This is a genomic window from Pelomonas sp. Root1217, assembly GCF_001425705.1.
GTDB lineage: Bacteria > Pseudomonadota > Gammaproteobacteria > Burkholderiales > Burkholderiaceae_C > Pelomonas.
The window spans coordinates 211,990-231,487 of the sequence record NZ_LMDC01000029.1 but is presented as its reverse complement, the minus strand read 5'-3'; the positions used below and the strand labels follow the sequence as shown (position 1 = coordinate 231,487).

19 protein-coding genes are annotated in these 19,498 nt (G+C 68.4%); 6 read left to right on the top strand and 13 right to left on the bottom strand.

The genetic code is table 11. The annotated features are described in order from the left end of the window. Positions 1-4 precede the first annotated feature (4 nt). From ASC95_RS26630 to ASC95_RS26580, 11 genes are all read right to left on the bottom strand, one after another. Positions 5-1,246 (bottom strand): EAL domain-containing protein, encoded by a 1,242-nt coding sequence (locus ASC95_RS26630; RefSeq protein ID WP_057300712.1) that lies wholly within the window; start codon positions 1,244-1,246, stop codon positions 5-7. Then, complete coding sequence (locus ASC95_RS26625; RefSeq protein ID WP_057300711.1) at positions 1,246-2,349, bottom strand: chemotaxis response regulator protein-glutamate methylesterase; 1,104 nt, start codon at positions 2,347-2,349, stop codon at positions 1,246-1,248. The genes ASC95_RS26630 and ASC95_RS26625 overlap by 1 nt, the downstream gene beginning before the upstream one ends. Beyond that, positions 2,346-2,846, bottom strand: a complete 501-nt coding sequence (locus tag ASC95_RS26620) for a chemotaxis protein CheD (RefSeq protein WP_057300710.1) — start codon at positions 2,844-2,846, stop codon at positions 2,346-2,348. Before ASC95_RS26620 ends, ASC95_RS26625 begins: the two co-directional genes overlap by 4 nt. Before the next feature lie 4 nt (positions 2,847-2,850). Beyond that, positions 2,851-3,654 (bottom strand): protein-glutamate O-methyltransferase CheR, encoded by an 804-nt coding sequence (locus tag ASC95_RS26615; RefSeq protein WP_057300709.1) that lies wholly within the window; start codon positions 3,652-3,654, stop codon positions 2,851-2,853. A gap of 153 nt (positions 3,655-3,807) precedes the next feature. After that, a complete protein-coding gene (locus tag ASC95_RS26610) occupies positions 3,808-4,335 on the bottom strand; it encodes a chemotaxis protein CheW (protein ID WP_057300708.1) in 528 nt (175 codons plus the stop codon). Positions 4,336-4,354: 19 nt separating this feature from the next. Continuing rightward, the gene (locus tag ASC95_RS26605; protein WP_057300707.1) at positions 4,355-5,992 is read right to left on the bottom strand and encodes a methyl-accepting chemotaxis protein; all 1,638 of its coding nucleotides are present in this window, start codon (positions 5,990-5,992) and stop codon (positions 4,355-4,357) included. Positions 5,993-6,016: 24 nt separating this feature from the next. Next, entirely contained in the window at positions 6,017-8,209 is a 2,193-nt protein-coding gene (locus ASC95_RS26600) for a chemotaxis protein CheA (protein WP_057300706.1), read from the bottom strand. Next, a complete protein-coding gene (locus ASC95_RS26595; protein ID WP_057300705.1) occupies positions 8,199-8,519 on the bottom strand; it encodes an STAS domain-containing protein in 321 nt (106 codons plus the stop codon). The genes ASC95_RS26600 and ASC95_RS26595 overlap by 11 nt, the downstream gene beginning before the upstream one ends. Continuing rightward, positions 8,516-8,884 carry a response regulator gene (locus ASC95_RS26590; RefSeq protein ID WP_057300704.1) on the bottom strand — a complete coding sequence of 123 codons (369 nt, stop codon included), beginning with the start codon at positions 8,882-8,884 and terminating at the stop codon, positions 8,516-8,518. Before ASC95_RS26590 ends, ASC95_RS26595 begins: the two co-directional genes overlap by 4 nt. Before the next feature lie 11 nt (positions 8,885-8,895). Continuing rightward, positions 8,896-10,083 (bottom strand): methyl-accepting chemotaxis protein, encoded by a 1,188-nt coding sequence (locus ASC95_RS32390; RefSeq protein ID WP_057300703.1) that lies wholly within the window; start codon positions 10,081-10,083, stop codon positions 8,896-8,898. Between the two features lie 226 nt (positions 10,084-10,309). Then, complete coding sequence (locus ASC95_RS26580; RefSeq protein ID WP_057300702.1) at positions 10,310-11,224, bottom strand: LysR family transcriptional regulator; 915 nt, start codon at positions 11,222-11,224, stop codon at positions 10,310-10,312. Between the two features lie 110 nt (positions 11,225-11,334). Between ASC95_RS26580 and ASC95_RS26575 the strand changes: the two genes are divergently transcribed. From ASC95_RS26575 to ASC95_RS26555, 5 genes are all read left to right on the top strand, one after another. Continuing rightward, complete coding sequence (locus tag ASC95_RS26575) at positions 11,335-12,069, top strand: SDR family oxidoreductase (protein ID WP_057300701.1); 735 nt, start codon at positions 11,335-11,337, stop codon at positions 12,067-12,069. Between the two features lie 55 nt (positions 12,070-12,124). Then, positions 12,125-14,122: a molybdopterin-dependent oxidoreductase gene (locus ASC95_RS26570; RefSeq protein ID WP_057300700.1), complete on the top strand. Its 1,998-nt coding sequence runs from the start codon at positions 12,125-12,127 to the stop codon at positions 14,120-14,122. Between the two features lie 131 nt (positions 14,123-14,253). Beyond that, positions 14,254-16,251: a PKD domain-containing protein gene (locus ASC95_RS26565; RefSeq protein WP_157256520.1), complete on the top strand. Its 1,998-nt coding sequence runs from the start codon at positions 14,254-14,256 to the stop codon at positions 16,249-16,251. A gap of 62 nt (positions 16,252-16,313) precedes the next feature. Next, a complete protein-coding gene (locus ASC95_RS26560; protein ID WP_057300698.1) occupies positions 16,314-17,378 on the top strand; it encodes an aminopeptidase in 1,065 nt (354 codons plus the stop codon). Next, positions 17,344-17,868, top strand: coding sequence for a GNAT family N-acetyltransferase (locus ASC95_RS26555; RefSeq protein WP_057300697.1), 525 nt, complete (start codon positions 17,344-17,346; stop codon positions 17,866-17,868). The genes ASC95_RS26560 and ASC95_RS26555 overlap by 35 nt, the downstream gene beginning before the upstream one ends. 83 nt (positions 17,869-17,951) lie before the next feature. Here the strand turns inward: ASC95_RS26555 and ASC95_RS26550 are convergent, their stop codons facing one another. Next, a complete protein-coding gene (locus tag ASC95_RS26550) occupies positions 17,952-18,719 on the bottom strand; it encodes a tetratricopeptide repeat protein (protein WP_057300696.1) in 768 nt (255 codons plus the stop codon). 116 nt (positions 18,720-18,835) lie between these two features. Between ASC95_RS26550 and ASC95_RS26545 the strand changes: the two genes are divergently transcribed. Next, positions 18,836-19,162 (top strand): polyhydroxyalkanoic acid system family protein, encoded by a 327-nt coding sequence (locus ASC95_RS26545; protein ID WP_057300695.1) that lies wholly within the window; start codon positions 18,836-18,838, stop codon positions 19,160-19,162. A 30-nt stretch (positions 19,163-19,192) separates the two neighbouring features. Here ASC95_RS26545 and ASC95_RS26540 read toward each other — a convergent pair whose 3' ends face one another. Then, positions 19,193-19,444, bottom strand: coding sequence for an acyl-CoA-binding protein (locus ASC95_RS26540; RefSeq protein WP_057300694.1), 252 nt, complete (start codon positions 19,442-19,444; stop codon positions 19,193-19,195). Positions 19,445-19,498: the final 54 nt, after the last annotated feature.

Genomic DNA, 19,498 nt, shown 5'->3' with positions numbered 1-19,498 from the left:
AGGCTCAGCCGCCGCCAGCCGCAAGGCCGCGCAGCCGGGTGCGCTCGCCGCGATACCAGCCGATCAGCTCCGCGGCCGGCATGGGCCGCGCGATCAGATAGCCCTGGGCGACATCGCAGCCCAGCTCGGCCAGCAGCCGCCAGTCCTCCACCGTCTCCACCCCCTCGGCCACGGTGCAAACACCCAGGCGCCGGCCCATGTCCAGCGAGCTGTTCAGGATGGCGCGGCGGTTGCTGCGCTCACTGGCGCCGTTGACGAAGATGCGGTCGATCTTCAGCTCCGTGAAGGGGCTGCGCGACAGCGTCTGCATCGACGAATAGCCGATGCCGTAGTCGTCCATCGACAGCCCGAAGCCCTTCAGGCCCAGGCGCGCCAGATTGGCCATCGACTGGCTGTTCATGATCATGGTCTCGGTGACCTCCCAGATCACCGAGGCCGGCGCGGCGCCGTGGCGGGCGACGAGGTCGGTGAGGCGCTCGATAAAGGCCTGATCGGCCAAGTCGTCGGCCGACAGGTTGAGCGACAGCGTCAGCGCGGGCAGCGAACGTGTCCACGCCTGCAGATGACGCAGTGCCTGCTCGACCATGGACAGCGTGAAGCGCGCCATCAGCGGCGTGCCCTCGATACGGGCGATGAAGGTCGCGGGGCTGAGCAGCCCGTGCTGCGGGTGCTGCCAGCGCGCGAGCGCCTCGACCCCTTTGATCAACCCGGTCGAGATGCTGACCTTGGGCTGGAAGAAGGGGACGAACTCGCCAGCATCCAGGCCGCGGCTGATCTCGTCCAAGCCAGGCTCGAACTGCGGCCGGCTGCCCGCGCCTGCGGTGCGCGGCCGCGCGTGGTCGAGCATGCGCGCCAGCGCGGCGGCCGTGACCGGTTTGGGCAAGGTGCCCAGCAGCTTGAGGCGCGCGTCGCCGGCCCCCATGCTCTCGACGGTCTCCAGCAGCCGCGGGTCGCGCGCGCTGGTGACGATGAGGTTGTCCACCAGGGGTCCCTCGGCCAGGCGGCCGATCAACTCGATGCCGTCCATGCCTGGCATGTCGATGTCGGTGATGACGAGGAAGATGCGCTGCTGCGGCTGCAGCGCCAGCAGGCGCAGGGCCTCCACGCCGTCAGCAGCCTCCAGCACGGTGCCGATCTTCAGTTCGCGCACCAGCGACACCAGGTGGCCGCGCTGCACGGCGCTGTCCTCCACGACGAGGGCCACCAGGGCGCTCATCGCATCGCCGGTGGGCGCGGTGTCGGGCATCAGATGTCTCCCCGGCCGCCGCCGGAGCGGTTCATCTGCTGCACGATCTCGGCGGCGATGGCGCCCAGCGGCAGGCTGCGCTCGACGGCGCCGCGCTTGACCGCCTCCTTGGGCATGCCATAGACGACGCAGCTGCGCTCGTCCTGGCCCAGCGTGCGAGCGCCGGCCTGGCGCATCTCCAGCAGCCCGGCCGCACCGTCGTCGCCCATGCCGGTCATGATGATGCCCAGCGCATTCGCGCCGGCACACCGGCTGACCGAGCGGAACAGCACGTCGACCGAAGGCCGGTGGCGGTTGACCAGGGGCCCGTCCACCACCTCGACGAAATACTGGGCGCCGTTGCGGCGCAGCAGCATGTGCTTGCCGCCCGGCGCGATCAGGGCTCGGCCCGGCAGCACGCGGTCGTTGTTGGCAGCCTCCTTGACCTCGATCTCGGACAGCGTGTTGAGCCGCGCGGCGAAGGCGGCCGTGAATTTCTCGGGCATGTGCTGCACGACGACGATGCCGGGGCAGACGCGCGGTAGCGCCGTCAGCACCTCCTCCAGCGCCTGCGTGCCGCCGGTGGATGTGCCGATGGCCACGACCTGCTCAGTCGTCTGGGCCATGGCGCGGCCGTCGGCGGGCGGCAGCATCGCGTCGGCCGTGAGCTTGGCGCGCGCGACGGGCGTGGCGGCGGTGCCCGCACGCGGAGCCAGCCGGGCGACGTTGGCGCTCGCGGCCGCACGCACGGCAGAGACCAGCTCGCTCGCGTTGGACTGCAGGAAGTTCTTCAAGTCGAGCTTGGGTTTGGTGACGATGGCCACGGCGCCTGCGGCCAGCGCGTCCATGGTGGTCTGCGCGCCCTTCTCGGTCAGCGTCGAGCAGATCACCACCGGCGTGGGCCGCTCGGCCATGATGTGGCGCAGGAAGGTGATGCCGTCCATGCGCGGCATCTCCACGTCCAGCACGATGACGTCGGGCCAGACGGTCTTCATGCGCTCCATGGCCAGCAGCGGGTCCGAGACCGCATGGGTGACCTGGATGCCCGCGGCTGCATTGAGCAAGCCCGACAGCACCTGCCGCACGACGGCCGAGTCGTCCACCACCAACACCTTGATGGTCATGCCGCGCTCCTTGCGTTGGCCGTGCTTTGGCGGACATGGCGCATCCACACCTCGCCTGTGCGGATGCTGAAGATGATCTGCCGGTGCCCGTCACCGAACAGGCTTTCAGACACGATGGGAATGCCGTGGCGCTGCAGCAGCGTGCGCGCCGCCTCGCCGTTCTGGCGACCGACGTCGGGCAGGCGCTGGCGCGGGCCGGCCTCGAACATCGCGCCGCCGCCGAAGATCTTGGCCAGGCAGTCCGCGGGCGTCACGCCCAGTCCGCCCAGGTCGGCCAGCATCAACGCCAGCGCCTCGTCACCGTAGCGGCCGTTGAGGGCGCGCGCCTGCCCTGCCGGTGCACCGGCCAGCACGAAATGCGACATGGCGCCGATCAGCCGCTGCGGCTGCCACAGCACGATGGACACGCACGAGCCCAGCAGCGTACGCACGCGAAACCTCTCGTCGCCAGCGAAATGTTCGCCCGGCAGCAGCACGATGGTCTTGGCGGCGGCCATCGTTTCAAGGCTTGCTGTAGACCGACGGCATGACCGGGCGGACCTGGTTGCTGATGTCGTTCAGCGTCTCGGAGTGGCCGACCATCAGGTGGCCCCCGGGCTTGAGCTGGCCGACCAGCCGCGACACCACGCGGCGCTTGGTGTCGGTGCTGAAATAGATCATCACGTTGCGCAGGAAAATCACGTCGAAGGCGCCCTGTGGCGGCAGGGTCTTGTCGAGGTTGATCTGCGTGAACTGCACCCGCTGGCGTAGCGAGCGCTGCACGAGCAGGGTGCCTGTCTGCTCGCCGGTGCCGCGCAGGCAAAAGCGCTGCAGATAGTCGGGCGGGACGTTCGTCGTGCGTTCCACCGGGTAGTGGCCGAACCGGGCGCGCTGCAGCACGCGGCTGCTGATGTCAGAGGCCACCACCTCCCAGGGCCGTGTTTCACCGAGGCAGTCGGCCAGCACCATGGCGATGCTGTAGGCCTCTTCGCCGGTCGAACAGGCGGCGCTCCAGACGCGCAGCCCGCGGCCGGCTGTCCGCGCTGCCAGCGCCCAGTCGCGCAGCAGCTCGAAATGACGTGGCTCGCGGAAGAAGTAGGTCTCGTTGGTGGTGAGCTGGTCGATGGCGATCTGGCGCTCTGCCGCCTGGGCCGGCTGGCTCAGCAGTTGCAGATAGTCGCCATAGCTGCCGAGCCGGTGGTGGCGCAAGCGCTTTTCGAGGCGGCCGCTGACCAGCACCTTCTTGCTGTCGGACAGGCTGATGCCGGCCGCTTCGTAGATGAAGGCCTGGAAGCGTGCGAACTCCTGGTCGCCCAGCTCGATCACGTCAGGCGCCCCATCGCGCGGCGCATGGAGTTTGCGGGCTGAGCGCCGGGCCGCTCCCTAGCCGGCCCGCGCTGGCGATGTGCTTGCGGCTCAATGCCGCAAGCATCGCCGTCCCCGCGGGGGACCGGCCAAGGTACTCCTTGGACGAGGGGCTCATGTTTCAGCGGGCTTGAGGCTCTGCAACTGGTCGAGTTCCTGCAGGGACAGCACCTGCTCGATGTCCAGCAGGATGACGAACTTGCCATTCACCTTGCCCATGCCGGCAATGAGCTGCGGCGCGATGCGCATGCCGAACCCTGGCGCGGGCTCGATGTCGGCCGGCGCGATCTCCTGCACCGCGTTGACCGAATCGACGATGACGCCGATGACCTGTTGCTCGTCCTGCACGCGCAGCTCGACGATGACGATGCAGGTGCGCTTGCCGACCTCGGCGCTGGGGCGGCCGAAGCGGGCGGCCAGGTCCATCACCGGCACGACGGCGCCGCGCAGGTTGATGACGCCGCGGATGGTGGTCGGCATCATCGGCACGGGTGTCAGGCCACCGTATTCGATGATCTCCTTGATGGCCAGAATGCCGATGGCGAAGACCTCGCCGCCGAGCATGAAGGTGAGGTATTGCTGGGGCTCGGCGGCGCCGCCGGCGCCGGCTTTGCCACGAGCCTGGGTGACGAGGGCGTTCATGCGCGCAACTCCTCGGGCATCAGTATTTGACGAACATCGACTCGTCGGGCTCGACGTCGCTGAAGCCGGCCTTGGCCTGGGCCGCGGAGCCCGGAGGGCGCTTGCTGGCTGCGGGGGGACGGCGGCGCAGCGGCGGCGCAGCGCGGCCGCTGCCCTCCACGCGGAAGAAGGCGATGGTGGCCTGCAGCTCCTCGGCCTGGCTGCTCATCTCCTCGGCCGTGGCGGCGAGCTCCTCGGAGCCTGCGGCGTTCTGTTGCGTCGTCTGGCTGAGCTGGCCGACGGCGGAGTTGATCTGTGCCACGCCGCTGGACTGCTCCTCGGAGGCTGCCGTGATCTCCTGCACCAGGTCGGACGTCTTCTTGATGTTGGGCACGATGGCGTCCAGCAGGGTGCCGGCGCGCTCGGCCAGCTCGACACTGCTGCTGGCCACCTCGCCGATCTCCTGCGCGGCCACCTGGCTGCGCTCGGCCAGCTTGCGCACCTCGGCGGCCACCACGGCGAAGCCCTTGCCATGCTCGCCGGCACGGGCGGCCTCGATGGCGGCATTGAGCGCCAGCAGGTTGGTCTGGTAGGCGATGTCATCGATGATGACGATCTTCTTGGCGATCTGCTTCATCGCCGCGACGGTGGACCTGACCGCCTCACCGCCCTCGGCGGCCTCGGTGGCGGCCTTGCTGGCCATCGCGTCGGTCACCTTTGCGTTCTCGGTGTTCTGGGCGATGGAGGCGGTCATCTGCTCGACCGATGCGCTGGTCTCCTCGACGCCGGCGGCCTGCTCGCTGGTGGCCTGCGACAGCGACTGCGCCGTGGCGCTGACCTGCTCGGCCGCGCCGGTGATGCCTTCGGCGCCGCTGCTGACCTCGGAGACCACCTGGCTGAGTTTCTCGACCATGGCCTTCATCGCCGCCAGCAGGCTCTTGGTGTCGCCCGGCTTGGTCTGGATGTCGACGGTCAGGTTGCCAGCGGCCACCTCAGTCACGATGGCTGCCGCGTAGCCCGGCTCGCCGCCGAGCTGGGCCATCAGGTTGCGGATGATGACGAAGGCCAGCAGGATGCCGACGGCCAGGCCGGCGACGATGAGAATGATGTTGAACCTGGTGGTGGATGCTGCCTGCGTCACCGCCTCGTTGTATTCCTTCTCGGCGACGTTCTCCTGCAGCTCCTGCAGTTTGCCCAGCACGGTGCGGGCGTGACGGAAGTGGTCCTCGGCCTTGAGGATGGCATCCAGCGCGGCCGCGCCGTTGCCCTCCTTCTGCAAGGTGATCACCTTGCCGCCCGAGTCTCGGAAGGTCTGCCAGGCCGGCACGAAGTCGTCGGACAGCTTTTTCTCCTCCGGCGTCAGGGTGGTGGCAAGGTAGGCCTTGATGTTCTTCTCGTAGTTGCCGTCCTCGCGCGTGATGCGCTGCAGCAGCGGCTCGGCGTCGTTGGCGTTCGTGACACGCGCCAGCTTGAGCAGGTTGACGCGGATCTGGTAGGCCGCGTCGCTGATCTTGCTGAGCTGAACCAGAGCCACCGTGCGGTCCTCGTACACCGTTTTCAGCTTGCCATTGCTGAAGTCCATGCCGCGCAGCCCGGCAAAGCCGATCAGCAGCATCGCGAGCGCCATCACGGTCACCAGCAGGCCCAGTCGCATCGCGACGGTCATCTTGTTGAGCATTTGTCTTCCTTTCGAAGTGAGGACTCAGTGGGCTCGGGCGACGTGAGAGGCGGTGGCGAGCTGATGGCGCTGCCCGGTCTGCTGCAGCAGTGCGCCGATGTCCAGGATGAGGGCGACGGCGCCGCTGCCCAGGATGGTGGAGCCGCTGATGCACTTGACCTGCTGGAACACCCGCGAGAGTGGTTTGATGACGGTCTGGAACTCGCCCAGCAGGGCGTCCACCACCAGACCGGCGCGCTGGCCGCCGTGGTGGATGACGACGACGCTCTGGCGACGTGGCAGCGGGGCCCGGATGTCGAAGAACTCGCGCAGCCGCACGAAGGGCAGCACCTCGCCACGCAGGTCGCAGTAATCGTGGCCGGACGCGTCGTCGAACTCGATGCATTCCTCGATCTGGTCCAGCGGCACGACGAAGATGGACTCGCCGATCTTGACCAGGAAGCCGTCGATGATGGCCAGCGTCAGCGGCAGGCGCACGCTGACCGTGGTGCCCTGGCCCTCGGCGCTGCGGATGCCGACGGTGCCGCGCAGGGCGGTGATGTTGCGCTTGACGACGTCCATGCCGACGCCCCGGCCGGACAGGTTGGTGACCTGCTCGGCCGTGGAGAAACCTGGCTCGAAGATGAGCTCGAAGACCTCGGCGTCGCTCAGCCGCGCCTCGGCGTCCACCAGGCCGCGCTCGACGGCCTTGGCCAGGATGCGCTCGCGCTTGAGGCCGCCGCCGTCGTCGCTGACCTCGATGACGATGCTGCCGGATTCGTGGAAGGCATTGAGCTTGACCAGGCCCTTGGCCGGCTTGCCGCGTGCCACCCGCGCCTCGACGGGTTCGATGCCGTGGTCGATGGCGTTGCGCACCAGGTGCAGCAGCGGGTCGCCGATCTTCTCGACGACGGTCTTGTCCAGCTCGGCGTCCTCGCCGCTGACCTGCAGCGCGATGTCCTTGCCGATCTCCCGCGACACGTCGTGCACGACGCGCTGGAACTTGTTGAAGGTGGCACCGATCTTGACCATGCGCAGCTGTAGCGCGCTGTCGCGCACCTCCTGCACCAGGCCGGCCATGCGTGAGGTGCTCTCCTGCAGCTCCGGGTGGTGCACCTGGCGAGCCAGCAGGTCGGCGCTCGCACCGGCAATGATGAGCTCGCCGACGAGGTTGATCAGGTGGTCGAGCCGGTCGGCGTCGACACGGATGGAGCGGCTCTCCTGGCTGCGCGTCTCGCTGCTCTGGCGCTGCTTGGCCAGCGCGGCATCGACGACGGCCGGCGGCACCGCCTGCTGCTCGATGAGGATGGCGCCGAGCTTTTGCTCCGCGCCGCCCGCAACGGCGCCATCGGCCTGCGCGGCCAGCGCCGCCTGCAGCTCGCGTGCCGTCACGCTGCCGCAATTGACCAGGATCTCGCCCAGCCGTGCAGGCTCCTCGGGCAGGCCCTTGATGAGGGCGACGTAATCCTCGACGCGGCTGTTCGGCGGCAGGATGCGCAGGCTGCAGTCGTCCTGCACGAACTCGAACACGCCCTCGATGATGGCCTTGTCAGCCTTGCTTTGCAGCGCGATCTCGAAGCCCAGGTAGCAGCTCTCCGGGTCCATCTCGTCGGCATTGGCGGGCAGGGCGTCGGCCAGCGTCACGAGGGCGGCGACGCGGCCGATCTGGCCCAGGTAGCGGATGAAGGACAGCGGGTCCATGCCGATGCGCAGCACGTCGCGGCTGAAGCGCAGCGATAGATGCCACAGCTCCTCGGTGGTGCCGCCCTGGTCCTGGCGCGCGATCCGCTCCACCTCGGCCAGCGGCACGTCCGGCAGCGTCAGCGCCGAGGAAGCCGATGGAGCGGGCGCCAGCCAGCGGTGCAGCTGGGCCATCAGCAGCTGCGCGTTCTGGGCGCTGGCGGGGTCCTCGTCGAGATGGCCGGCCTCCAGCCGGTCGGTCAGCACCGTGAGGTGGTCGCAGCAGGACAGCAGCAGCACGACGAGCTCGTCGCCGATGGCGAGCTTGCCGTCGCGCACCTCGTCCAGCAGGCTTTCCACCACATGGGTGAAGCTGACGAAGTGGTCCAGGCCGAACAGGCCTGCCGAGCCCTTGATGGTGTGGGCGGCGCGGAAGATGGCGTTGACGGCCTCCTCGGGTTGGGCGGTCTGTTCGATGCCGAGCAGGGCGGTCTCCATGTCAGCCAGCAGCTCGCGGCATTCGGCGATGAAGGTCTGCAGCGCGGCATCAAGATCCATGGTGGCCTCCCGCCGCAGGCGCGGCCACGATCAGCGGGTCGCCGAAATAAGCGGCGACGTTGAGCAGCTCGAACACCTCCAGCACCGCCGGGCTGTGGCCCACCAGGCGCAGCTCGCGATGCAGTGCGCGGGCCTCCTGCTTGGCCAGCATCAGCAGCTGCAGGCCGGCCGTGTCCAGCTCCGTGACGGCGGACAAGTCGATCTCCAGCCCGGCGCCCGCCGCGGCCAGGGCCTGCAGCAGCTGCGGCTTGAGTTCGGCGGCGCGATAGATGGTCACCTCGCCGTCCAGAGCCAGCGAGGCGGCGCTCACGGCAACACCAGTTTCTGTACGGCGTTGAGCATGACCTCGGGCCGGAAGGGCTTGACCACCCAGGCCTTGGCGCCCGCGGCCTGGCCCTCGGCCTTCTTGCCCTCGGCGGACTCCGTCGTCAGCATGATGACCGGCGTGAAGCGGTAGGCCGGCATGGCCTTCATGGCCTTGACGAAGCTGATGCCGTCCATGTTGGGCATGTTCACGTCGCTGATGACGAGGTGGATCTTCTGGCCATTCAGCTTGGTCAGCGCGTCACGGCCGTCGCAGCCTTCGATGACCGTGTAGCCCGCGCCCTTCAGCGCGATGCCCACGACCTGTCGCAGCGAGGCGGAGTCGTCGACGACGAGGATGGTCTTGCTCATACCGGTGTGTCCTAGAAGAAGGTGATCTCGTCAGCGGCGGCCGGTGCTGGCGCGCTGTTGCCGCCGCGGTGCACTTTGCGTTCATCTGCCATGGCGTAGGTTTTCTCAAGCGAAGCCAGCAGGCTTCTTGCATCCAGCGCGCGCAGCCGGCCCTGTTGCTCGTAGTCGTCCTGCAGCTCGCGCAGGGCCGGGGGCACGGCGTCGATGCTGTCGCGCACATGGCTCATGACCTGGCTGACGCGGTCCTGAAACTGCAGGTGCACCAGAGCCTCGCTGATTTCCTGCTGCAGATAGTCGCGGCCGCTTTTCAGATGGCTGCCCGATTCGACGAGGGCGTCGGTCGAGCGGCGGAACTGCTGCAACACGGTGTCGATGATCTGGGCCGACTGTGTGGTCGCCGCGTCGTCCTGCACCCGCGACTGCGCGGCAGCGGCACTGGTGGCGGCGATGGCCTCGCTGATCAGCGTCACCTTGGCAGCGATGTTGCGGCCAGTGTCGGCCGACATCTTGGACAGCTGCCGGACTTCCTGGGCCACGACGGCGAAGCTGCGCCCCTGCTCGCCGGCCCGTGCGGCTTCGATGGCCGCGTTCAGCGCCAGCAGGTTGGTCTGCTGGGCGATGCGGGCCACATCGGCGGCCATGTCCTGCAGCTCGCGGATGTACAGCTCCAGGGCCTGGATCTTGGCCAGCATCTCGGCCTTGGCGCCCATGGCCTCTTCCAGCGAGCGCACGACCTGGCCGAGGTCGCGCTCGCCCTGGGCAAACACGGCCACCAGCCCGCCCTGGCCGCCTGCACCACCGGCGATGGAGTCGGCGGCGACGTCCGACAGTCGTGCTGTCTCGTCGAGCTGCTGGACGATGCCGGCGAAACGCTCGGCCAACGCCGAAATGGCCGTCTCGACCTGGCTGCGCGTGGACTCGATATGCCCGCTCCAGACGGGCAGCAGGGTCTCGCCCAGCTGCTGCTCGCCTTGCAAATGCGCGATCACCTCGCTGCGCAGGCCGGCCTGCCAGCGCCCCAGGGCGCTCGTCAGGGCAACACCGGCAGCCGCCAGGACCAGCGCCACCACGATGGGCAGCCAACCCAGCCCGCCGAGGCCCACAACGGCCAGGGCCGCCGCCAGCCCCAACCCCAGTGGCGCCAGGCGCTGCCAGGCCGCCGGGGCCGCGGTGGCGGTCGAGCTGTCGTGAACTCGCATGCGCTGTCTCCCGTTGGCTTCTCCCGCCCGGATGTCACCACCGGGCGGCCTTGAGCCGGATCGCATTGTTTCGACGTGCCTGATCCGGTTCAAGGACAGGCAACTGGCAATTTACCCTCGCTGGTGCCCCAGCGGGGCAAATACTTCCCCAGGGAATCCCTTGCCAGGTTTGTTCATTGGACCCATGGCGTGCCAAACGTCACTGTCAAGTGGCATCAACGAACGCTCAGGCGTGGACGTCCAACCCGTCGACCAGGCGCTTGCACAGGCGCGCGTCGGTCAGCTTCTCCAGCCACCAGGCGAGCGCGCGGCCCTCGCTGGCACGCCAGCCGACAAAGAGGTTATTGGGCTCGCGAGGCACGCTCACTGCCTTGGCCACCAGCTCGCCGCGCTGCAGCAGCGAGGCCACCCGCGCCTCGGGCAGCCAGCCTACGCCCAGGCCGGCGCGCTGGGCCTGAATCTTGGCGGCCATGCTGGGCACGGCCAGCGTGGTCTGACCGGCACCATGGCCGTAGGCGCGACCGTCACCGCGGCGAGAGCTGTCGGCCACGACGACGGCGCGATGTGCCCGCATCTGCTCGGCCGAAAGCGGCTCCTTGGCCTTGGCAAGGGGGTGGCGAGCGCTGACCGCATAGACCCAGCGAAGTGCGCCCAGCTCGCGCCATTGCACGCCCGCCAGCGGCGGCGGCTCGTTGGTTGCGCCAATGACGAGGTCGGCGCGGCCCTCGGCCAGCGCCTCCCAGGTGCCGCCGAGCACCTCGTGGGTGATGCGCAGGCTGACGCCAGAGTCCAGCGGATCGAAGTCGCCAATGACGGGCAGCAGGCTGTCGAACTCGATCAGCTCGTCGGTGACGATCCAGAGCCTGTCCTCCCAACCCTTGGCCACCTGGGCGACGCGGCGTGTCAGCCGCTGCATGTCGTCGCGCAGCCGTGTGGCCTCGCGTACCAGCAGGGCGCCGGCGGGGGTCAGCTGCAGCCGGTAGCGGCGGCGGTCGAAGAGCAGGGCGTCGAAGCGGGACTCGATCTGGCGCAACGTGTACGAGACCGTGGATGGCGCCTTGCCGAGGCTCGCCGCGGCGCGCGTCAGGCTGCCGCTGGCCCCGATGGCCTCCATCAAATGGATCTCGTCGTCGCTGAGCATGTTCGAAAGCCTTGCACGAGTCGGCCAACAGCACCGGACGTCAAAAGAGGGGTCGAAGCCGAGTATCGAGTCCACGGCAAACCCGCCGCGTACTCACCCAAGGAAACATCATGCCCCCCCGCTTCGCCAACAAGACCGTCCTCGTCACCGGTGGCACCTCCGGCATCGGCCTGGCCGCCGCCCGCGCCTTCAAGGCCGAAGGCGCCCACGTCATCGTCACCGCCCGCCCGGGCAAGCCGCACGACGCCGAAGGCTTCGAGCTGGTGGCGCTGGATGCGTCCGACGTGCTCGGCGCCCGCGCCCTGGGTGCCCACCTCGCCGCCGCCGGCCGTGCGCTGGATGCCGTCTTCGTCAACGCCGGCATCGCCGAGTTCGCCTCGCTCGCCGACGCCAGCGAAGACCTCTGGGACCGCACGTTCAACACCAACGCCAAGGGCGCCTTCTTCCTGATCCAGGCGCTGCGCCCGGTGCTGGCACGGGGCGCGTCCATCGTGCTGAACGGCTCCATCAATGCCCACATCGGCATGCCCAACTCGGCCATCTACGCCGCCAGCAAGGCCGCGCTGATCTCGCTGGCCAAGACGCTGTCGGCCGAGCTGCTGCCGCAGGGCGCGCGCGTCAATGTCATCAGCCCGGGCCCGGTCGAGACGCCGCTGTACGGCAAGCTGGGCTTCGATGCCGACACGCTGAAGACGGTGGCCGCGCAGATCCAGAGCCAGGTGCCGCTGGGTCGCTTCGGCACACCGGACGAGATCGCCTCGACCGTGTTGCACCTGTCCGCGCCGGAATCGGCCTTCATCCTCGGCACGGAAATCATTGTTGACGGCGGCATGAGCCAGCTCTGACGTCGGATTTGCCGACTGGAGACAATCGCGGGGTTGTTCCAGCCCTGCGATTGCCATGACCACCCGTACCGTCTTCGGCGCCTGCCCCCATGACTGCCCTGACACCTGCGCCATGCAGATCACCGTCGAGAACGAACGCGTGATCAAGGTGCAGGGCCGCGCCGACCACCCCAACACTCACGGCGCGCTATGCACCAAGGTTTCGCGCTACCCGGAGCGCACCTACCACCCCGAGCGCCTGCTGCACCCGATGAAGAGGGTCAGCAAGAAGACCGAAGCGCCGGCCTTTGTCCAGGTCAGCTGGGCCGAGGCCATCGCCGACATCGCCGCGCGGCTCAAGGCGGTGAAGGATCCGCAGTGCATCCAGCCCTACAGCTATGCCGGCACCATGGGCCTGATCCAGGGTGAGGCCATGGCCGGCCGGCTGTGGAACGAACTGGGCGCCGCGCGGCTGGACCGCACCATCTGCGCCTCCGCCGGCGGCGCGGGGCTCGCCGCCACCTACGGCCACAAGCTGGGCATGCACACCCGCCACTTCGCCGGCGCCAGGCTCATCATCATCTGGGGCAGCAATTCCATCGCCTCCAACCTGCATTTCTGGACCTATGCCAACCAGGCCAGGCGCGAAGGCGCCAAGCTGGTCTGCATCGACCCGCGCAAGACCGAGACGGCCGACAAATGCCACCAGCACATCGCCGTGCTGCCCGGCACCGACGGCGCGTTGGCCCTGGGCCTGATGCATGAGCTGATCCGCCACGGCTGGCTGGACCAGGACTACATCGACAAGTACGTCGACGGCTGGGAAGAGCTGCGCGGCAAGGCGCTGGACTGGCCGCCCGAGCGGGTTGCCGAGGTCTGCGGCGTCACGCCCGATGAAGTGCGTGGCCTGGCCCGCGACTACGCGACGACGACGCCCGCTGCCATCCGCATGAACTACGGCCTGCAGCGCGTGCGTGGCGGCGGCAATGCCGTGCGGCTGATTGCGCTGCTGCCCTGCCTGACCGGCGCCTGGCGCCATCCCAGCGGCGGCGTGCTGCTGTCGGCTTCGGGCTGGAATGCGCCGTTCAAGAACCCGGATCTGGAACGCCCCGACCTGCTGGCCGGACGCAATCCGCGCATGGTCAACATGAGCACCATCGGTGACGCGCTGCTGCAGGCTGACCCGCCCATCGAGGCGCTGATTGTCTACAACAGCAATCCCGTCGCTGTGGCGCCCGAGTCGCCCAAGGTGGTCAAGGGCTTCCAGCGCGAAGACCTGCTCACCGTCGTGCTCGAGCATTTCATGACCGACACGGCCGACCTGGCCGACTATGTGCTGCCCGCCACGACCCAGCTCGAACACCTGGACGTGCACACGTCCTACGGCCACACCGACGTGCTGATGAACCAGCCGGCTATTGAGCCGCTGGGCGAGGCCAAGACCAACACGCAGATTTTCCGCGAGCTGGCAGCTGCGATGGGGCTGACGGACCCCTGCTTCGCCGAAACCGATGAGCAGCTCGCCGATCAGGCCTTCACGCCCGACATCGACATGGCGATGCTGCGCGAACGGGGCTGGCAGCCGCTGCCCATTCCCGAGGCACCGTTTGCGGAGGGCGGTTTCCGCACCCCCAACGGTCGCGCGCAGGCCGCCGGCGCCGACTACGTGCCCAATTACGAAAGCGCGCAGAGTTCGCCCGAACTGGCCGCGCGCTACCCGCTGGCCATGATCTCGCCGCCGGCGCGCAACTTCCTGAACAGCAGCTTCGTCAACGTGAAGAGCCTGCGCGACATCGAGGGCGAGCCCATCATCGAGATGCATGTTGGCGACGCCGTCGAGCGCGGTCTCGTCGATGGCGCCCTGGTGGCTGCGTTCAACGACCGCGGTCGCTATGTGGCCAAGCTCAAGGTCAGCACGCGCGCGCGGCCCGGCGTCGTCAACGGCCTGGGCGTGTGGTGGCGCAAGCTCGGCGTGCAGGGCAGCAACGTCAACGAGGTCACCCACCAGCGGCTGACCGACATGGGCAATGCACCGACCTTCTACGACTGCCTGGTGCAGGTTGAAGCTGCCTGAACTTGCCTGACGTGATTTTTGACGTCTGAAAAGGGGCGGCTAACGGCGCGATGCGCGGGACGAGTTGGCACAATCCGCGCCCGGCGCTGCGCGCCAGGGTGCTGGGCCAAGAACACAAAGACAGGGAAACGATGAAGAGCCTCTTCAAGGCAAGGCTGCGCCATGTGGCAGCAGCTTGTGGGCTGGTTTTGCTTGCCGCCTGCGGCGGTGGCGGTGGCGGTGGCGGTGGGGGCGGCGCACCGGCGCCGACGCCACCTCCTGCACCGGCCGTACCTGACCCCGTGTTGCGTGTCAGTGCCTCGGCGACCCAGCTCTACGCGGGCGAATACGTGCAGTTCACGGCCGGCGACAGCCAGGGCGGTGTCAGCTGGCGCTGGGAATTCAGCGACGGCACCACGGCCGACGGGCTGATGGTGGAGCGCCGTTTCGCCCAGGCGGGCAGCTTCACCGCCACGGCCGTGGCGCAGAACAGCGCCGGCGTGACGGCGCGGGCCAGCACCACCGTCCAGGTTGAGGCACAGCCTTCGCCGGTGGCACGCGCTGCAGGCTCACTCTTGCCAGGCTGCAGCGGCCTGCACTGTGCCGTGGCAGCGGATGGGGGCTATGCCGGCAGCGGCGTGGGTATCTGGCGCTTGCGCAACGCCGGTGCCACGTCACAGCTGATCGACCTGGACATCGCCAACGTGCAGCCCGGGCAGTCCGTGACGCTGGTATTCAGCAACGGCCAGGCCAGCGACGCTGCTGAGCTGCCGAAGAGCGGCAGCGCCGCCGTGGTCAGCTTGGGCGCGGCGCCGAACGCCCGAATTCAGGCCGCCCCTGCATCAACTGCCGACGATTCGCGCCACGACGCCCTGCACGCGCGCATGCTCGGCCTGCAGCAGCAACAGTCGCTGGAGGATCTGCAGGATCAGCAACTGCCTGCTCGGCCTCTGCCGGAGAGCGCCATCGAGCCGCGCCGCCGGGCGCTGGCCGCCACCGAGGTCGGCAGCACACGCATCTGGAACGATCTCTATGACGATCCCGCCAAGCCCGTGCCGTTCACGGCCAGCGTGCTGAGCACCTGCAGCACCGGAACCGGCCGTCGTCTCGTCTTCTGGGTCGACCAGGCGCTGACCAGCGCCCGCACGGTCGAAGCGGCCCAGATCGAGCCCCTGAAGCACAGCTTCTGCGGCGACCAGGGCGGCTTTGCGCGTGTCATCGCCATGCTCGGCGACGTCTGGGGCGGCAGCGAGGTGGCCAACCGGCCGTGGCTGATCCAGGAAAGCGCGGCGCAGCTGCAGGACGTGAACATCGTCGTCACCGACCACATGGGCGCCGACGCCTCCGCGGCCGGCTACTTCTATGGGCTGAACAACTCCTACCGCTGGCGCAACAGCCGCTACGCGAATTCCAACGAAGCGCTGGCCTTCTTCGTGAACGGCACGGGCTTGGCAGGCAACCCGACCTTCTACGCATCCACGCTGGTGCACGAGCTCACGCACATGGTGACCTATCACCAGGGCACGATCCAGCGCGGCCTGCTGCACGACGCCTGGTTGGAAGAGACGGCTGCCATGGCCACCGAAGACCTGCTGGCCGAAACCATCACGCCGGGCGCCAACAAGATCATCACCTTCCGGCTGCCCAGCTACCTCCGCTCCGGCGGCAGCGTGGCCATGATCGACTGGCTGGAGAGCGCCGACAGCGCCAACTACGGGGTCGGCGGCAGCCTGGCCGCCTTCTTGAACCGCCGCTATGGCAGCGGCTGGTGGCGCCAGCTGGTGACTGACTGCAGCGCGACGGCCAGCAGCTACAGCTGCCTGGACACGGTGCTGCGGCACGCTGGCAGCGACGGCCTGGCCGACGAGTGGGAGCGCATGGGCAGCAGCGTGTTCGGCGGCATGCCGCAGCGCCATGCGCCTTGGGGCTACGGCTTCCCGCAGGTGCAGTGGGAAGGGCAGTGGCTGATGGGCACCGACACCGCGCAGCAGGCCACCAACCGCAAGGCTGCACCCGTCAATACGCTGACGCGCTTCGGCAGTACCGTGCACACCTACCTGGACGACCAGGTGCCGGCTGGCGCAACGCGCTACCAGCGCCGCGGCGTGCGCGTGCCCGCGGGCACCGTGCTGACCGTGGTGGTGCGCTGACGGTTACTTGCGCGGCGAGGCGGGTGGTGACAATCGGGGCTCCATTCGCATCGCCATTTCGCTTGATCTCTGCACGCGCCCTGCTCGTTGCCGTCGCTGCGCTGTCCCTGAGCGGCTGTGGCGCGGTGGGCCATTGGGGCCAGGCCGCCGGCGGCCACCTCGGCATCATTCGTGCGGCCAGGCCGGTCAGCGACTGGCTGGCCGACCCGGCCACCCCACCCGAGCTGGCCGAGCGGCTGAAGCTGACGCAGCAGATCCGCGACTTCGCCAGCGCGCGCCTCGCGCTGCCCGACAACAACAGCTACCGCCGCTATGCCGACCTCAAGCGACCGGCCGTCGTCTGGAATATCGTCGCCGCGCCCGAGTTCGGCTTCCAGCTCAAGACCTGGTGCTATCCCATCATGGGCTGCGCTGGCTACCAGGGCTGGTTCGACCGCGATGCCGCGCAGCGCCACGCCGACGAGCTGAAGGCCGAGGGCTGGGAGGTGCAGGTGCAGCCCATTCCCGCCTATTCGACGCTGGGCTGGAGCCGCTGGTTCGGCGGCGACCCGCTGCTGAACACCTTCATCCGCTACCCCGAGGGCGAACTGGCGGCCATGATCTTCCACGAGCTGACCCATCAGCGCGTCTACACCAGCGACGACACCGGCTTCAACGAGGCCTATGCGACCGCGGTCGAGATGCTGGGCGCCCGCGAATGGCTGGCCGGCAAGCCCGAGGCCCTGGCCGCCTTCGAGGCCGGGCGGGCGCGGCGGGCGCGCTTCCTGGCGTTGGCACGGGAAGGGCGCGACAAGCTCAAAGCGGTTTACGCCGGCCCGGCCGAGTCTCGTGCTTCCGCAAAGGCCGCGGTCATGGCCGAGCTGCGTGAGCGCGCGCCCAAGGAAGCGCCGGGCTACGAAGCCTGGTTCCAGCGTGCCAACAACGCCAGCTTCGCCATCCTGTCGGCCTATGACGAACTGGTGCCGGCCTTCATGCGCCTGTTCGAGCACGAGGGGCGCGACTGGGTGAAGTTTCACGTGGCCGTTGAACGGCTGAAACCACTGCCGCGCGAGGAGCGTCGGGCTACATTGAAGCATCTTGAGCAAGGGCCCCATGACACTGATCCTGCGACGCGCCCGGCCCAGTGATGCCGCTGCGGTTGCCGAGCATCTGGCCGAGCCAGACATCTTTCCTGGCCTGCTGCAGCTGCCGTACGCCAATGCTGAGCTGTGGCAGCAGCGCCTGAGCACGCCACCCGTCGCCGGCTCGCCCGAGCTGTTCCTGCTGGCCGAGCGCGATGGCAAGCTGCTTGGCAGCGCCGGCTTGCACCCGGTTGGCGCCCAAGTGCGCCGCCGCCATGCGATGGCGCTCGGCATCTCGGTGTCGACCGCTGCGCAGGGGCAGGGCATCGGCGGTGCGCTGATGACTGCGCTGCTGGACTACGCCGACAACTGGGCGCAGGTGCTGCGCGTGGAATTGACGGTCTACCAGGACAACGCGCGAGCGATCCGGCTGTACGAGCGCCATGGTTTCGAGCACGAGGGGCGGCTCAGGGCCTATGCCTTGCGTGATGGTGTCTACGTGGATGCGTTGACGATGGCGAGGCTGCATCCGAGGCAGCCGTTGGTGCGCAGCTGAACCTCTCGCCCAGGGCCATGCAGCCGCAGACGAGGGAGCGGCATCGATCAAGTGGGTGTTGAACGGCAGCCTGCGGAGCAGGTTCAGGCGATGGAGGTGGGGCCGGAATCACGCGCCAGCGGGTGGCTGTTGCGCCAGCCGAACAGGCCGGCCAGGGCCGCGGCGAGGCCGGCGATGATGGCCATGGCGCTGGCGACATGCAGCAGCCGGCGGCGCTGCCTGACGCTCAGCATGGCCTTGCGCGGGGGAGTCTGGGCGAGCTCGTGAATCAGCATGATCTCGTGCTGGCGATCCTCGATGGCGCGCGCCAGTTCGCCGCCGTGCTCCATGCGACGCGCGAGTTCGCGCACCGCCTCCAGCTCGCGCTCGCGGATGCGCAGGCCTGGGGCCTTCAGCCGGCTGCCCATAGCGCGGGCGCGCATGTACAGGGCCTTGGCGGCCAGGCGGTCGGGCTGGCAGCCCCAGCCCGACTCCAGGCAGGCGGCCAGGTTGAAGGTGGCATCGGCATGGCCTTGGGATGCGGCGACGGTGTAGAGCGCCACGCCGCGCGGCGCGTCGGGGTCGCCACCCCAGCCGGCGACGAGGGCGCGGCCGAGATGGTATTTGGCGGTCAGGCTGCCTTCGCTGGAGGCGCGCTCCAGCCGTTCGCGGGCCTGCACCGGGTCCCGCGGCAGGCCCAGGCCCTCAAGCTGGCAGAGGGCGAACATGGCCAGTCCCTCGGTGTCGCCCGCGTCGGCGGCGACGCGGAACCAGTAGACAGCCTGTTCATGGTCGGGCTCGGGCGCGCGGAAATTCGTCAGCCCCTCCATGAGCGGATCGAGGCAGAGCGGGTCGGGGTCGACGAGGCGCATGGATCCTCCCTGGACTTCAGCTGGCTTTGTGCCAGACATTTTTTGGCGCACCGAGTATGCGTGTAAACCCAACGCCAGCGGTAGAGTGCGCGGCACGAGACAACGGAGAGCCGCTGATGGCCGAGATCCGCATTCACCGCGACCACGACCTGGGGCTGAAGAAGGCCCGCGAGATTGCCTGGAAATGGGCCGAGCAGGTCGAGGAGAAGTTCGACATGGAGTGCACGGTGCTGGAGGGCGAGTTCAGCGACACGGTGGAGTTCACGCGCAGCGGCGTGAAGGGCGAGCTGACGGTGGCGCCCGATCATTTCGAGCTGGTGGCCCAGCTCGGCTTCCTGCTCGGCGCCTTCAAGAAGACCATCGAGGGCGAGATCGAGAAGGAACTCGATGTGCTGCTGGCGGCCAACAAGAAGAAGGCGCCGGCCAAGAAGAAACCGGCCTGAAGGCCGGTTCTCTCAAAGCGGCTGAGCCGCTTATTTCAAAGATTCGATCAGGTCGATGTATTGCTGCATTGCGTCATCGTTGCTCGTGCCCTTGAGCTCGTTCCAGGCATCCCATTTGGCGCGGCCGACCATGTCGGTGAAGCCGGGGCGCTTGCCGTCGACGTCGCCGGCGCTGCCTTGCTTGTAGAGCGCATAGAGCTTCAGCAGCGTCATGTTGTCCGGCCGCTCGGCCAGGTTCTTGGAGTCGGCGACGGCGGCTTCGAATTGGTCTTTCAGGCTCACGGGGGTTCTCCAGGCTGATTGGGCCGTCGATTCTCATGACAATCGACCGACGGG

Coding starts and splice junctions, on each gene's coding strand:
- ASC95_RS26630 (WP_057300712.1), bottom strand. CDS start 1,246: ATGCCCGACACCGCGCCCACCGGCGATGCGATGAGCGCCCTGGTGGCC.
- ASC95_RS26625 (WP_057300711.1), bottom strand. CDS start 2,349: ATGACCATCAAGGTGTTGGTGGTGGACGACTCGGCCGTCGTGCGGCAG.
- ASC95_RS26620 (WP_057300710.1), bottom strand. CDS start 2,846: ATGGCCGCCGCCAAGACCATCGTGCTGCTGCCGGGCGAACATTTCGCT.
- ASC95_RS26610 (WP_057300708.1), bottom strand. CDS start 4,335: ATGAACGCCCTCGTCACCCAGGCTCGTGGCAAAGCCGGCGCCGGCGGC.
- ASC95_RS26605 (WP_057300707.1), bottom strand. CDS start 5,992: ATGCTCAACAAGATGACCGTCGCGATGCGACTGGGCCTGCTGGTGACC.
- ASC95_RS26600 (WP_057300706.1), bottom strand. CDS start 8,209: ATGGATCTTGATGCCGCGCTGCAGACCTTCATCGCCGAATGCCGCGAG.
- ASC95_RS26590 (WP_057300704.1), bottom strand. CDS start 8,884: ATGAGCAAGACCATCCTCGTCGTCGACGACTCCGCCTCGCTGCGACAG.
- ASC95_RS32390 (WP_057300703.1), bottom strand. CDS start 10,083: ATGCGAGTTCACGACAGCTCGACCGCCACCGCGGCCCCGGCGGCCTGG.
- ASC95_RS26580 (WP_057300702.1), bottom strand. CDS start 11,224: ATGCTCAGCGACGACGAGATCCATTTGATGGAGGCCATCGGGGCCAGC.
- ASC95_RS26575 (WP_057300701.1), top strand. CDS start 11,335: ATGCCCCCCCGCTTCGCCAACAAGACCGTCCTCGTCACCGGTGGCACC.
- ASC95_RS26570 (WP_057300700.1), top strand. CDS start 12,125: ATGACCACCCGTACCGTCTTCGGCGCCTGCCCCCATGACTGCCCTGAC.
- ASC95_RS26565 (WP_157256520.1), top strand. CDS start 14,254: ATGAAGAGCCTCTTCAAGGCAAGGCTGCGCCATGTGGCAGCAGCTTGT.
- ASC95_RS26555 (WP_057300697.1), top strand. CDS start 17,344: ATGACACTGATCCTGCGACGCGCCCGGCCCAGTGATGCCGCTGCGGTT.
- ASC95_RS26550 (WP_057300696.1), bottom strand. CDS start 18,719: ATGCGCCTCGTCGACCCCGACCCGCTCTGCCTCGATCCGCTCATGGAG.
- ASC95_RS26545 (WP_057300695.1), top strand. CDS start 18,836: ATGGCCGAGATCCGCATTCACCGCGACCACGACCTGGGGCTGAAGAAG.